At 50.4% G+C, this 16101-nt stretch carries 5 protein-coding genes and 2 pseudogenes; 1 reads left to right on the forward strand and 6 read right to left on the reverse strand.

Features of this window, described 5'->3' with window-relative positions:
- Positions 1-137: 137 nt before the first annotated feature.
- Positions 138-864 (forward strand): annotated as a pseudogene (locus ACWNRM_RS06890) (IS5 family transposase).
- A 74-nt stretch (positions 865-938) separates the two neighbouring features.
- Here ACWNRM_RS06890 and ACWNRM_RS06895 read toward each other — a convergent pair.
- The 6 genes and pseudogenes from ACWNRM_RS06895 to ACWNRM_RS06920 all read right to left on the reverse strand — a co-directional run bounded on the left by ACWNRM_RS06895 (position 939) and on the right by ACWNRM_RS06920 (position 15986).
- The gene (locus ACWNRM_RS06895) at positions 939-2492 is read right to left on the reverse strand and encodes an NAD(P)/FAD-dependent oxidoreductase (RefSeq protein WP_485170137.1); all 1554 of its coding nucleotides are present in this window, start codon (positions 2490-2492) and stop codon (positions 939-941) included.
- A 237-nt stretch (positions 2493-2729) separates the two neighbouring features.
- Positions 2730-4538, reverse strand: coding sequence for an AMP-binding protein (locus ACWNRM_RS06900; protein ID WP_485170136.1), 1809 nt, complete (start codon positions 4536-4538; stop codon positions 2730-2732).
- Complete coding sequence (locus ACWNRM_RS06905; protein ID WP_485170135.1) at positions 4538-10870, reverse strand: SDR family NAD(P)-dependent oxidoreductase; 6333 nt, start codon at positions 10868-10870, stop codon at positions 4538-4540. Before ACWNRM_RS06905 ends, ACWNRM_RS06900 begins: the two co-directional genes overlap by 1 nt.
- 42 nt (positions 10871-10912) lie before the next feature.
- Complete coding sequence (locus ACWNRM_RS06910; RefSeq protein ID WP_485170134.1) at positions 10913-12361, reverse strand: AMP-binding protein; 1449 nt, start codon at positions 12359-12361, stop codon at positions 10913-10915.
- An 83-nt stretch (positions 12362-12444) separates the two neighbouring features.
- On the reverse strand, positions 12445-14751 hold the full coding sequence (locus ACWNRM_RS06915; RefSeq protein ID WP_485170133.1) for a Hint domain-containing protein: 2307 nt from the start codon (positions 14749-14751) through the stop codon (positions 12445-12447).
- A 477-nt stretch (positions 14752-15228) separates the two neighbouring features.
- Positions 15229-15986, reverse strand: a pseudogene (locus ACWNRM_RS06920) (IS5 family transposase).
- Positions 15987-16101: the final 115 nt, after the last annotated feature.

Here is a 16101-nt window from a genome sequence, read left to right on the forward strand (position 1 = left end):
ATCGACCGGCCTGAAGGAAGGCGGATTTATGAGCAAGGCTACGCTGGAACGGTATTCGAGCGAGTTCAAGTCCCGTGTTGCGCTGAAGGTAATCCGGGGCGCGAAGACGCTGGCGGAATTGGCTGACGGACGAGCATATGGCTCGTATGGAGCATTCCTTCTGAAAAGCCCTGGCAAGCCGCGCGTCGATAATCGGCGCGCATTCAGCGGGATCATCCTCGTGAACCGCAACGTGCTGCGCTGGCGGGAGGCATCCTGGAAACACGAATTCCCCAGGACGCTCTACGATTGCCGGAAGCGCTGGGGGGGGCTGCCCGGTTTTTTTTGCCCGCATGACGAACGGCCTGGCTACTGGCAGGTCGGGCCATCAGACGATCATGATCGAGGCAACCTGTCTGAAGGCGCACCGCACAGCCGGCAACCTGCGGGCTGAAAAGGGATGCGGGCTGCCTGATGGGGCGAACGAAGAGGGCATGGACACGACGTTGCACGCAATTGCCGACAGGAACGGCCAGCCGCTCAGCCTTATTCATGGCAGCAGGCTCGATCAGCGATCGCACAGATGCCGCGGCCCTGCAGAACAGTCTTTCCGCGGCGGAATGGCTTCTGGCCGATTGCGGCTATGACGCCGACTGGTTCAGAGACGGACTGGAAGAAAAACGGATCAGACCCTGCATTGCAAGCCGAAGATCCCGCACGACGCCCGCGAGCTCTGGCAAACGTCAGTACCGGCGCCGCAATCGTATCGAGATCATTTTCGGCCGGCTCGAGGGTTGATGCTGCGTCGCCAGACGCTACGACAGATGCCCGACCGTGTTCGTCTGCGGCACCTGCCTTGCCGCTACCGTCATGTTCTGGCTATGAACCCGCATCAGCAAGGGAACCAAACAAAACATCTGATACGCAATACGCTTGGCCGAATATATAATATTTAGATTTCACAAACCATGGTGCACCCTATTAAATGCGCCACTCTGTAATATGTCTGATATCTTGGCACCTGATTTTATCTCGTCCTTTATCTGAATAAACATCTCAAGGTTTTTACCTAGCAGCTCCAATGATTTATCAGGGCTCCCAACGACGCTTTGCATATTTGCATTGACATCGGTGAAAATTGTTCCAGAGAGAGAAATGTATTGATTCGCCTCACTGAGTCCGCCGGCCTCGAATCGCTTTGCCAAGAACGAAACGATCTCGTCGTAGATTACGAGTGCCTCCTCGAATATTTTCAACCCGCGCGCATTGATTTCGTCGCTTTTGAAATCAAACCCAATCATTATAACGCAACCGAAAGAGAAATAAAATATCGAGTCAACTAAGTACTTATAGACAATAAAATCCCAATTGTTTTTTCTATCATAAAAATCACTGAACATGATTTTCATCGACTGGAATATTAATTCCACAAACTTATTGGAGAAATCGATGAGTTCCCCCCTATAACCGTGGTCCGTTTTATCGGCAATAATACGAGTCAGGATAGTGTTCTGCACACCAATCATATCGAAACCATTTGAATAATAAGGGTCCCAAAAACCGTAAGCGTCCCCTATGAGGGCCCAGTTTTCTTCGGAAATCGATCTTTCCGACTGACTCGAAAATCTACGAAGCGTCTTGAAATCAAGTATCTTGAATTGTTTCTCTTTTAGATAAGCAGAGAAATATTTTTCTCTTGAATCAAGCCATGATAGGGCCCGATCCAGATCAGATAAATCACCGAAGCTATAGCTGTCTTCGTTGAAGGTTATACCTACGCTCGTAACATCTGCGCCTAGACGCAAGATCCAGACCCAATACCCCGGCCCCTCCAGATGCACCGAAGCTTTGTTGCGGATATCTGCGGAGAACATTGATGTATTTTCATCATTGACAGGATAGATCTCGTTTATATCCAGATCCCCATCAACTCTGAACCAGACAGATGAATGATTTAATGGTAATTTTTTTGTAATTCCTAATTTTCTCGCAATCGTCTTCTTCATTCCTGAAGCGTCGACAAGCCATTCGGCACTCAAGTGTTTTTCTACCCCAGCTTCGTCTATAACGGTCAGCGTTTTCAGATTTTTTTCCAGGTCCGTACCAATGCACTTATATCCTGTTAAGAACGTGACATTGGGTTTAAGCATTTCGTACAAGTCATTTTCAAATTGACCTCGTCTGAAATGAAACGATGCGTTGAGTGGTGTACTGTTTATACCGAGCTCACAATAACCATCTTCTTTTTCGAAGAAGAATCTCATTCCTTTTTTCGAGAAAAAAGATGACGCCATGTGATCTTTCAAATCAAGTATAGAGGAAACATATATACCTCCAACCTCATTCAATGACTCGCCTATAGTATGAAGTGAGGGATCTCTAGGAAACTCTTTCTGATCTATGACGCAAATATCTATGCCAGAGTTTTCTTTTGTAATTTGATAAGCAAGAGTCAGTCCGGCAAAGCCGGCGCCAATTATCGCTACATCAAATCGGGTCTTTTTTACTGACACTATTTTACTTCCTTGACCAAGCTACCTGAAGATAGTCTCGTTAGAATATTGCAGAAATATACAGTTTATTCATATATTATATATTTCGTATTCACATATATGCGGCATCTATGCATATCGTTACCCTGCCTATCTTGGTTGAAAAAATATACCGCGATAAGTCAGAGGTATGTCTCTCTGCAACATACGACTATATTTTGCAAATCACAAACCTACACAATAACATGGAATTAATATTCATATCTTCTGATTGACAATTTTTTTCAATTTTATGCGTTTTTTGTTTGATATCGTTAGCTCGGACTGCCCTAATATAAGAAGATCACCGGAAAGGAATACATTGCGCGTGTCACCTAGCCGTACCTTACCGCTAGGTGTCTTGAGTACGCTACCGGGACGCAACAGGAATACGCGAACATCCTCGACAGGGAAACTTGCGTATATCCTTCTAACCAAGTCGTTCGCCAATCCGTCACGGATAGTCCCAGACAAGCGGCTCATCTCGACAAGAACAAATAAGGTTTGGGCAATACGGCTCGCTTCGACAAATATGCAAATAGATGAGAGTCGGATTTCGGAACCGAAAGGGCTCAGGCAAGAAATAAGATCGTTCGAGTCAAAAACACAGTCGTCCACGGCGATCCGATGATCGGCTCGTCCTGTAACGAATAAATGATTGTCGAAAATGAATCCTTGATCTCCCGTCCTCAGGATATAATTTTCACTTCCATCTTCTGATTTTTTAAATATTTGATCAATATTTTCATTTTTCTTAATATACCCTCTAGAGACGCTAGCGCTCTTTATGATTATTTCTCCCAGAACCTTCTCTGGAACGGCAGCATTGGTATCACCATCGATAATGGACACGCTAATATCGTCGATAAGATTCCCACAATCAGCCAATATGCGCGTGTCTTGATCATCGATTGGAGATGCGACAACACCTTGGGCCAAACCGGATCTCGAGACTTCCATGAAGGAGATACCTCCTCCTTGATGAGATGCTGTCACTAATAGCGTAGCTTCTGCCAAGCCATAACACGACAGGAACGATTGGCCATCGAACCCGCAGTTCGAGAAACGTTCTCCGAAGGCTTTGATCGTTTGTGACCTGATATGGTCCGCACCCGTGAAGGCAACTTTCCATGATGACAAATCTAGAGTGGCATACTGCGTGGGGTCGATCGTGCGTGTGCACGTATCATACATGAAGTCAGGGCCGCCGGAAAAACTGGCACGATAGCGACTGATGGCTCTCAACCATCGCGCAGGCTCCTCTGCCACAGTTTCCGGGGGCAATAGCACGCAATGCCCTCCTGCCGCCAATGCCATCAGGGCACCGCCAATCAGCCCCATGTCATGTGAAAGAGGCAGCCAATTTACCCCGCAATCACCGTTTTCATAGCCGAACACTTCTCCCTGCTTATATAAATTGAAAAGGATGTTCCTATGGCTTAACTCGACCCCCCTGGGTGATCTTGTCGCCCCAGATGTATATTGCACCATGGCTATAGAACTTGCCGGAATTGACTTTAGATTAAAATGAGCATTCTGCCCTCTACCGTCAGTAGAAATCCAACGGAAACCGTTATCCTTCTCTACGTCCGCACATGCTTTCTGGAAATTACGCAGAGTTGTCTGATTTCCGATGGTAGCGACCGCCTCGGAATCTTTTTTGATCGTCAGGAAACGATCTCGAGCCCCGAAAGCTGTGGCTTGTACGCCGGACACGGGAACAAGGCCTGCGTTTATGCAAGCCAGTAGCCCAATCATGTAATCGAGGCCGTTATCGTACAGGAGGATCACACGAGCGCTTTGCGGAAGCAGACCTGTGAGCCACCCTGACAAGGATGCCACAAGCCTTGCAAACTCGCTCATGGACACGCTCTCGGTTTCGTTCTCTCCATCTCCAAGGAATGTATACAAACGCTGATCAGGCTTTCTTTCCGCCTGGAAAGCAAGGAGATCAATCAGGCTACTATAACGCCAATCGAGAATTTCCTGCCCGTTAGCCCGTGCCAAAACTACGAAATCGTTACTCATTATTTTTCGACAGTATGTTCGACGTATAATTTTTCGAGAAAGCTTTGGGCCATCTGCTGGATTGTCTCATCACGTGCGAGCATAAGCACGGAGATGTCGACTCCTAATTCGATACGTAATGCACTTTGCAATTCGACACCGGCAAGGGAGTCGATCCCCAGTTCTGAAAGGCGTGCCGTGTCACTGATTTTCGAGACGTCAACATAAAGTATTTTGGAGACGATCTCTTTTACCTGGGCCACGACATAATCGAGACGCTGATTTTCGTTTAATGCTCGCAAGCGCGTCAGGTGCTTACTATCTCGGCCGTCGCCAGACCTTGTGGAGCGTAGCAGCGAAAATCTGGGCATGTTGTCCATCGCAGGGAAAACGGAAGCCCACTTCTCCCAGTCAATCTTGGCACATGACAACACAGGAAAACGCAGGGAGAGCATATATGGCATTTGCTCTAGCGCTTCGTCCGCGGACATATTGCCTATTCCCGCAGTCTCGAATAGTCGTGCAGCAGCCTCATTTGCATGCAGCATTCCGATCCCGGAGATAGCTCCCCATTCCACCGAGAGTGCTGCCTTGTTTTGCTCGAAGCGATTGAGCGCAATGGCCGCGAGTGCTGCGTTTGCAGCAATATAGGCGCTCTGCCCGAGATTGCCGAGCAATGTCGTAACTGAGGAATACAGGACAAAGTAATCCAGATCGAAATCAGCAGAGAGCTCATCAAGAATCATCGCGCCAATCACCTTGGGTCTGATGACATTTGCGATTCTGTTTCGATCAAGATTATGTATCAACGCGTCATCGAGCACCCCCGCGCAGTGGAAGATACCCTTGAGTGGTCTTTCCCATCGCGAGATCTCATCGAACATGACTCTCATCGAGGTCAGATCCGAAACATCGAGCGCAAACGTGGAAATTTGAACGCCCTTTTTGCGATATTGTACAATCTCCTCATAGTAGTCTGACTGCTCTTCAGAACGTCGACTTACGAGAACCAGACGGGTCGCGCCGTGTTGGATAAGCCATTTAGCCGTGGCCCAGCCAAACCCACCCAAGCCTCCTGTTACGAGATACACACCGTCGCCCTGAACCGTTGGTATAGGGCGCAGCATCACATCGGCCTGGAGTTCATCAAGGTTGGAATAATCAATGACAACCTTACCGATATGCTTTGCGGACGCCAGGAACCGAAACGCTTCGGATGTTCGATACGCTGGAAAACTCGTGTACGGCAGAGGTTCAACACCCCCATCTCTGGCAAGCTTGACGACCTCAGTGAGAAGCTCTCTCATCAAAGCGGGGCGCTGCAGCATAAGCCTGTCCAGGTCCAGCGAAAAGAAGGACAGATTGTTGTTGAATTGGGTCAAAGGAAGCGATCCAGCTTCCACGATATCCTTCTTGCCGATCTCCACAAATCTACCATATGGGGCAAGCAGTGCGAGACTATGCGCCTGCCCATCTCCTGACAGAGAGTTCAACACCACGTCTATACCCTTGCCCTTCGTAACTGTCTTGACTTCTTCAGCAAAAGACAGGGTCCGGGAATCATATACATTTTCGCAGCCCAGCGATCTCAAGTAATCCCGCTTTTCTTCATTACCGCCAGTTGTGAAAACTTTGGCACCAACCAATCTGGCCAACTGTATCGCCGCGAGGCCAACCCCACCAGAACCACTGTGGATCAGAACGGTTTCTCCAGCCTGAAGACGAGCCAGATGAATCAAGGCATAATACGCAGTGACAAAAGCAATCGGTAGTGTCACCGCATCTTTCGGTGAATAGGGCTCTTCAAGTGGAAATGCCAGAACCGTTGCGGCATCTGCATAGAAATGCGTCGCGAAGCACCCTGGCCACGGCATCAGGTAACGTTCTCCCGGCACGAAACCCTCTACGCCGGCGCCTACTGATATAACTTCGGCAGAGGCCTCCATACCCAACTTGTTGCCATTGAAGGTTCCGTCGACGACACTATCAGGAAGTAATTGCGTTGCCTTTAGTACATCCTTGAAGTTCAGGGCGCTCGCAATTGTTCTAAATAAAATCTTTCCCGGAGGCGGCGCTTTGCAAATCATGCGCTCATAATGCATTCGATCCAGCAAACCGCTGGAATCTGGCACGAGGCGCACTCCAACAGGGTCGCCGGCTACCTCTTCATTTTGGGAAAACAACGATTGCTCATGGGCCTTCGCTGATTGGACTTCAGATACTCTTCCTACAGCCCTGAAATTGGGCCGCAAGATAACATCATCTTCCTGGTCTTGCTGAGAGATCTCGGCACACACATTCAAAGCAGTGGCCTCATCTTGCAGAAAATTGCCAACATCGACGAGTTGCACCCGGAGATCAGCCCGCTCGGAAGACAAGCCTTTGGCAAACCCACGAATACAGGCTTGCGCGACATCGACATCTTCTTTGCCGAAGCCCTCGGGAGTCACAGCACCCTGAGTTATGATCATCAGCTTCTTGCGATTCACTTCCCCATCGACCGCAGATGAAAGCTGCGCAAGACGTAGGAGATCCCCGATGGCCTCTTCACCGGCTCCGGTTGCTTCTCTGCGAGAAATATAGATCAGTACACTCTCTTGGTCAGACAAGATATCCAGCAAGGCTGAGTCTGCCAGTCTATCAATATCCTGAATGTCTACCGTCAGCCCGTATGACTGGCATTTCTGCCGGAGGAGAGAAACTGATGCCGGCGCTGTTGTCAGCACAGTCACTTTCATAGCCTCGATTAACAGCGCTTGTTGCTCGACTTCAATCCAGGCCTGATGATAAAGCCTTATTCCCGACGCCTCTTTTTTCTGACGTTTTTTTCCGTTCGGAATCGATGTAGCTCGAAAGCCAGATATCTGGACTACTGCTTTCCCATCCAGAGTCGTCAGTCTTATATCGCCTTCCACGTATTTGTGAGATTTACTTGTGATTTGCGCATATGCGATAAGCTCTTCATGCTTTCCGCCCCAATAGACAAGCTGCTGAATGCCGGTAGGCACATACAGGGTGTGCTCATCCTGACTATATGCAGCCCCAATAAGCGTTTGAAATGCGCCATCAAGCAGGGTTGGATGCAGGTGGTAGTCATTGATTTCTTCGACCAGACGAAGTTTCAAATGAGCAGAAGCAATGTCGTTTCCGACATTAATAGCATCCAATACTCTGAAATATCGACCATATTCGAGACCCAAGCCGCTCAATCGGTTATAGAACTCGTCTAATGGTAGCTCTTGTGTGGCATGTGTATCAAACTTGAAAGCCCCTCGATCCTCCCAAGGCCTGCTTATTAACAGCGTGCAAGAAGCATGCTTTATCCACCTCTTGTTTTCTTCCAGGTCGCACGTTGAAGAGGCCGTAAGTGTTCGCTTGCCTGGATCGAATGCCCACTCCATCTGAACGGACCCAGTTTCATCAAGCGCCAACGCATGCGGAATTACAAAATCCTCGAAAATCAGAGCTGATGACGGCTCGATCTGGTCACACAGGGCAATGCAGCCTTCGATATATCCAGCGGCAGGAAACAGACAGATTCCATCAACCTTATGGTGCTCAACCCAGGGTGCAGAGTCCTTCTCCAAATCATAATGCCAAACGGGCATAGATGCTGAGACCGGATTACCGAGCAACGGATGAACGACGATATCCAGTCGATCTCTTCTGGATTCCTCAGTTTCTGACCAGAAATATTCACGCGTCCAAGGGTAATGCGGTAATGTTATACGCTTACCTCCGGTCAAATTATACCAATCCAGTGGAGCGCCGGCGATGTACAGTCGCGCTATACAGCGAGATATAGCCAAACTCTCACTTTCATTACGACGTAGAGTAGGAATGACCGTCAGGTCCTTGCCGTCGTTCCGGGCTGACTCACGAATCAAGGATGACAGGACAGGATGAGCGCCGATTTCAAGAAAGATCTGATGCTCATCATCAAGCAATCGCTGTATCGCATCATGAAACAACACTGGCTTACGTGCGTTGGCAAACCAGTATTCAGCGTTGTGAAGCCCCTCGTCGGTCCAACGTTCTCCGGTCACTGTAGAGTAAAGCGGAATCTGCGGCACTTGCGGGTCAATACCCGCGAGTGAACTCAGCAACTCGTCGCGGATCTCATCCATCAGAGGATTGTGATAAGGGATTGTGACGTTGAGCCTTCGGTTGAAAATACCATCCCTGTGGCAAGATTCGGAAATCATTCCCAGCGCACTGGTATCGCCGGAAAGAGTACAGGAACCATTACTATTGAGAGCCGCAACGGCAACGAGACCAGGATACTTGCCCAGAAACCTCGATGTGGCTTCTGCTCCCGAAAGGGCAACAGCGAGCATTCCACCCCGCCCCGACAAGCAGGCCTGCAGGCGGCTGCGATGGTAGATGACCGTTATCGCATCCTCGAGAGATAGAGCGCCAGCCGCATAAGCTGCTGCGACCTCCCCTACGCTATGACCGACGATCGCAGAAGGTATGATACCTTTTACCTTCAAGGCCTCTATCAAAACGACCTGAATGACGAAAATTGCCGGTTGGGTGATGATAGCCTCATCTATCTTGGATTCCGGCTCAGGGCGTAATATCTCATCAATGATCGACCAGCCGGACAGCTCCGTGAAAAAGCTGTCCACACGCCGAATGAGCGATTGAACCTTTTGCTCGGGATCTCGCAGAATGGAGTGACCCATACCTTTCCATTGGGATCCCATCCCGGAGAACACGAAAACAGGATCTCGCGTCGTCTCGCGTTGTCGTCGACCTGTGATAATATGATCGGACGCTCTTTTCTCGATAACCGCCTCAAGACCGGCGACAATATCGCTTGTAGTTTCACCGCATATGACAGTTTGCAGTTGTAGTCGTGCGCGATGCAGGGCAGCTGAAAAACAGATGTCCTCTATTGCAGGGTTTTGGGGGCCTTTTAGAAAATCCAGGTAAGAAATAGCCAGCTTGCTTGTTGCGGCTTCGGCCATTGTGTTCAGTGGGAGGAGCAATGTATGGCGTGAGCGAGCCGCCTCAGAACGATCAAAACAAGAGCGAACGGATGGAGACCGCAGAAATGCGACTGCATTTGTGCCGCCATATCCAAATGAATTTACCCCGACAATCGTCTCGCTCTTGCCTGACGGGAGATATGCCAGTTCCCCCTCTACAACTTTGACCCCGAGATCAGCGAAGGGTATTGTCTTGTTCAGTTCGACAAGATTTGCCTGAGGCGGAATTGCCCGCTTATCAAGACACAGGATCGCCTTAATCAAACCGGCAACTCCCGCTGCTCCCTCAAGATGTCCTATATTCGCTTTTATAGAACCGATCAGAAGCGGTGTTTCTCGGTCTTCCCCTTGACCGATCGATCTTCCAAGCGCGTTGACTTCGATAGGATCACCGACAGGGGTGCCCGTGCCATGAGCTTCGACGTAGCTCACATCGGCAGACGCATAGCCCGCTTTCGACAGGACCTCGAGTATCAGACTGCGCTGCGCTTCCTCGCTAGGGGTAGTAAGAGTAGGTGTGCGACCGTCTTGATTAACACCAGTCGCAACGATGACGGCATGGATTTTGTCACCGTCCCTCTCTGCGTCGGCAAGACGTTTGAGGACGACGATCCCACACCCCTCGCCTCGGCCATAGCCATCCGCCGTTGAAGAGAAGCTTTTGCATCTTCCATCCAGTGAGAGGAAATGCCCCTTTGACATCGTGATAGATGATATGGGGGAAACCATGATATTGACCCCACCGGCAATCGCCGCATCGCTTTCTCCCGTCAAGAGACTCAGGCAGGCCTGATGGATGGCAGTCAAGGACGATGAGCATGCCGTATCAATCGACATACTTGGTCCCTTGAGACCTAAACTGTGGGATACGCGCGCGGCAAGCATGGTCACCGAGGCAGCAGTCGCGGAGTAATGATCCTTGATAAGGCGGCGATTGTAAACGGAGCCACTTACCCCCATCCAGTCTAGGGAGAAGGTCCCCATAAACACGCCAGTCCGACCAGCAGCATAGACTGCTGGCAGAATGCCTGAGTCCTCCATGGCCTCCCATACAACTTCCAGTGTCAGCCGCTGTTGTGGGTCCATACAGGCTGCTTCACGCGGCGAAATACCAAAGAATAACGGATCCATCTCCGCAATATTCTGGTCAATGAAAGAGCCTCGTCGCATGTATGTTTTACTGGGCGCAGCGATATCTGCGCTGTAGTAGCGCCTGCTTCCCCAACGATCTGCAGGAACATCAGAAGACGCATCCCCCTGCTTACACAGAAAGTCCCAGAGCTTCTCAGTTGTATCAATTCCGCTTGGAAAACGAAGCCCGATACCGACAACTGCAATTTCGCTTTCCCGGTCTACCATATAGTTTCTTTTTCCTTTTTGGGGTGATTTCAAAGGTTTTGTTTATGCAACCTGAAGAAGTTGCGAGAGCAACAGGCGGTCGGGGCGGCCATTTTGAAGATGGGGAATATTGTCTACCCATATGACAGTGACCGGCGGCAGCGTGGGGAAGACTTTTCGTATCCAGAAGGAAAGGTGATCCAGTGAGAAATTATCCTCAGCGACAAGAGCCACATGAGGCATCGACATACCGAGGGTGTCAGGCACAGTAAACATCGCGCATTCTTTGACCCCCTCACAGTCAAGTATATGACGGTCAATCTCTGCGAAATTAAAATTATCGCCTCCGAGGCTGATCAAATCGTCAATACGTCCCGTTATATGCAGAATGTTCTCCGCATCGAGATATCCCAGGTCACCGGTGTAAAACCATCCATCCCTGAACTGGTCATTGGCGTTTCCCGAAGAGTTACTTCGTTCACGCACGATTCCCGTACCACATACTCTGACTTCCCCCAGGCTCTGAGCACCGACTACCCTGCCATGACCGTCAACCAGCTCAAGCCCCACCCATGGCAGAACCTTGCCAACAGCAGAGTCCGGCAGATCGTCACGTGAGATCGAGGCAATTGCACCACACTCATCGGCGCCGTAGACAATTTCTACGTTTGGCGTCAGCTTATCCCTGATCAACTTTCTCAAGGCTGAGGGAGTCTTACCGCCAACGATCGTCAAATAAAGATTCTGCATAGGCTGCATGCCTGGTGGCAATTGCGAGATAATTGCCTCGGCATGTCTTGGAGAAATCAATGCCGCTGTGGTTTTCCTTTGACTGAAAGCTATGCCAAGCTGGCTTGCATCCAGAATATGCACATGAATTTTTGCCAGCAGACAGGATATGACCGTCAAAAATCCTGTCGCCGTAGAAAATGACAATACAGGAATCACTCGTAGATCATCTATTTCGAAGCCGCGCCCAAAAACACCTTCAAAATAAATGTGGTACGCCGAGATCTCGATGTATGAAGACGTCAAATCGAGGCGTTTGAGAAGATCGCTCGTTCCATCTGTTACAGCAACGCGCACAACCTGATCCGGATGCACAACTGCCGGCGGCGGGGCCGTACCGCTCCAGCGCCGAGCCTGTTCGAACCACGGCGTGTCCAATAAGAGCTGACGCGTCGTCACGGAGCGTATGTCGCGATCAGTTATGATGAGGTCAGGCCGGATGAGATCGAGTTCCTTGTGGAATCTCACCCCTTCCAGATCGAGCAATGATGCAGATGGTACACCAATCCGTGCGAGCGCAAGAATGAATACCAAATGCACATACTTATCAGCGTAGCTGATTGCGACAACTTTGGGAGACAACTCAAGCAGCGCATGCAGCGCAGCTGCAACACACGTAATATCCCGCTCTAACTGTTGATAGGTGATCTCATAACCAAGTGAACTCACTGCTATCTGATCTGGTGACTTGCCTATACTGCGAAGCGTCAAGCGACCGAACATCTAGGCAACACCTCTTCATATTTATCAAGCCGGGTTGAAAGGCAATCAGCGCCAGACCTGATCATATCGTCTGGCGCCCTTTTTCATTTGGCGGACAGCAGCCGAGGCTCACTGTCGTGAAGGGTATAAGGGCCACCTGCCCGGACTTCGAACGAAAGAACTGATTGTTCCGTGCTACCCAGATCAGGGAGCTTCAAAAGCGCATCTCCAGTGGTCCAACGTGCATTTCCGTCCTCCACGTTATTCCACCCCGGGAGCCCCTCATGCGTCATGAGATGGTCAAGATCAGCACGTCCGCCATGCGTCCAAAGCTCAATATTTGCTATCAGCACGCCAAGAACACGTCGGTCATCAACAAAGGACCCATGAACGTCGCTGGGACGTGCGAAACGTGAGACCAGGCGGACCTCATCAACGCCTCCTGGTATAACGAACACAAATCGTCCGCCTTCGGTAGAGCGTGTGAAATCGATGCGTTGCCCGGCAGGAGTAACAAGATGAAGATCCATATCCTGAGTCAGATTCGACTGGGCCTCGCGTGGTGTCACATTCATTGACACTGCTCTTTCAAGCAACTGTTCAAAGAGAGACTCGACTTCATGACGCGAAGTTAGGAGGGGTGCTGCAGCGTCGTCGGCCCAACTCGAAGCCGTATCACCAGCAAACCGGACGATATTACCGTTTTGAGTAAACTCTCTACGATTGCCCGTATTGAGGTAACTTTCGCTCAAAGCCCCATTCGCCCAGAGCACAGAATGCGATGACGTTTCGATATGATAGTATTTATAAGTGCTTGCGCTGGTATCGTAATAGATTGTTCGGCCGTTCACGAGCATACGTGCCGGAACAAATCCCCCCTCGAAATACATACAATGCTCAGGGGTTACGAACAAGTCCTGACTTGGGACCCCAGGCGCAATCGCATTCGCCATGATACAGACAGGATATCCTGCCCGATCCAGAGGTAGATCTCTCCTGATCTGCGCTGTTTTTTCACCCACCCATGTAACGGTCTTGATAACCTCACGGCCATCTTCATAGGTCACAACTTCGTCGCCAATTTCGAAGTCCTCTACTGCCTTCTCGCCGGCAGCAGTGCGTATCATCGTGCCGGCCAGATAACATATAAAGGTCAATATTGTACTGCCGTCCGAATCTTCCGATAGAATGAAATAATCAGAATCTTTGAATGTTCCATTGAATGTCGTAGTCCATGTATTACCCCCCTGAGTGACAGTAAGTGTATTTCCGTTCAGGTGAACTGTTCCACCAGAGACATACTGCATCCAGTCAACATCTATGACAGCGCCGGAGGTAATGTTGGTTCCTGTCAGAATCGAGCCCGCTTGGAGGATAAGCGATCCGCCAGATCCTACGCTCAGGCTGTCGGCAGAGCCTCCTGAATATACAATCTCGGTTCCCCCGGTAAGGACGCTACCGCCCGAATTGATGCCGCCGGACATGACGAGTTCTGTGCCACCAGCGCCAACAGAAGCCCCCGACACGATTGCGCCGCTCGAGACCGTCAACGTTCCATGAGCAAGAACCACACCCCCAAGCTGTATCGCCCCTTGATTTAGAAAAACCTGGCCGCCCGAAATAGTTGGCACTGTGACCGTCGCACCAGAGCTCGCCACAATAGTACCACTGCTGGCCACAAACGTACTGACGCTCGTTCCGCTCCAATAGACATTTTGCGCACCCCCCGAATTGACTGTATTATTTACAGTCTTCCCTCCAGATGAGACATATTGCTCACCTTGGATTATGGATTTCGTGTCAGTTCCACCAGGGAGAATATAGCTGGTGCCGCCGGTTAGTACCGTGCCTCCTGAAAGAGCTCCCGGCCCACCAAGGTCGGTCAGGCCTTTCGCCGTCAATATGTTGCCAGCCTCGGTTCCACTCACATTGCCAGCGTAAACTCGGCCACCCGAATCAACCTGATAACCATTAACGACCGCACCTTTCAAAGCAAAAATTGCGGCATCGGGCGCTTTCACCACGGCGTTGTTCAGCGTTCCACCTATTCCTATCAAGGCGCCGCTAGCGGTAGCACTCAGGTTCTGCCCCACGCCGGTACCATCGACCATCAAGGCACCGTAACCAACCGCCGTTGCCCCAGATAGAGTGACCGAACCCAGACGATAGTAATATTCCTGGATATGAAAAGTACCACTACTATCGGTCCAGGCAGATCCCGAAATCGTTCCACCATTGGACATCGAATTGATACGAACAGAAGTTTCGTATGTTGTGGGACCCGACGTTGCGCGCACCACTGCGGCTCTCGTGTTTAGAGTGCTACTGACCGATGCAGACGCACCACTGCTTACCACAACTGACATCTGATATTCCTTCTTATTATGATAGCGACTGCTTCGGTCTTTCAATGGCAGAATATCTTACACGCGCCACGTGCGTCGCAACCTATCGATACTTCAGTTCAATCTATTATCGTGAGCTTAGCACGATGCACACAGCCGTGAGAACCCCATCCGACTACAAACAGATACATGGGTATTTGATGAAATTTTTATTAACTATATGTAGATAATTTATATGATATTGGTTATTCAAATACGTAAATATCTGCTACGAGAAAAAATAATTTCTTTACTTCAAAATAAAGAAATATTTTTCAATAATTGCCGATGTCGCCTCGACGCACTCAGCATTCGATGCCTTTTTATAGACCAATAGCCCGGTTTTGGACCTGCATCTGCAATTTTTCAGGCAATCTAAATCTGTGGGCAACTTAAACCCGTTATATCCTGAAAATAAGGTGGGTTTGCATGGCTGTTCATGATCAGTAAGATGCAGTCTGTAATTTCTAGTGATACCTGGATGTTCAGGCTCAGGCCTTGTAGTTAGAACATGACGGTAGCGGCAAGGCAGGTGCCGCAGAAGAACACGGTCGGGCATCTGTCGTAGCGTGTGGCGACGCAGCATCAACCCTCGAGCCGGCCGAACATGATCTCGATACGATTGCGGCGCCGGTACTGACGTTTGCCGGAGCTCACGGGCGTCGTGCGGGATCTCCGGCTTGCAATGCAGGATCTGATCCGTTTTTCTTCCAGTCCGTCTCTGAACCAGTCGGCGTTATAGCCGCAATCGGCCAGAAGCCATTCCGCCGCGGAAAGACTGTTCTGCAGGGCCGCGGCATCTGTGCGATCACCGATCGAGCCTGCTGCCATGAATAGGCTGAGCGGCTGGCCGTTCCTGTCGGTAATCGCGTGCAACGTCGTGTCCATGCCCTCTTCGTTCGCCCGATCAGGCAGCCCGCATCCCTTTTCAGCCCGCAGGTTGCCGGCCGTGCGGTGCGCCTTCAGACAGGTTGCCTCGATCATGATCGTCTGATGGCCCGACCTGCCAGTAGCCAGGCCGTTCATCATGCGGGCAAAAAACCCCGGGCAGCCCCCCCCCCCCCAGCGCTTCCGGCAATTGTAGAGCGTCCTGGGGAATTCATGTTTCCGGGATGCCTCCCGCCAGCGCAGCCCGTTGCGGTTCACGAAGATGATCCCGCTGAATGCGCGCCGATTATCGACGCGCGGCCTGCCAGGGCTTTTCAGAAGGAATGCTCCATACGAGCCATATGCTCGTCCGTCAGCCAATACAGGGTGCTTATACCCAGCCTCCTCGCAGAGCCTGAGTCAGATCTGCCCACCCAGATCAATGGGCCCTGTACTCAGGCAAATTCATGCAACGGTCACACACTGGCTGGCGGGAATCCTTTATCGAGG

The sequence above is a fragment of the Asaia sp. A2 genome, from assembly GCF_057319415.1.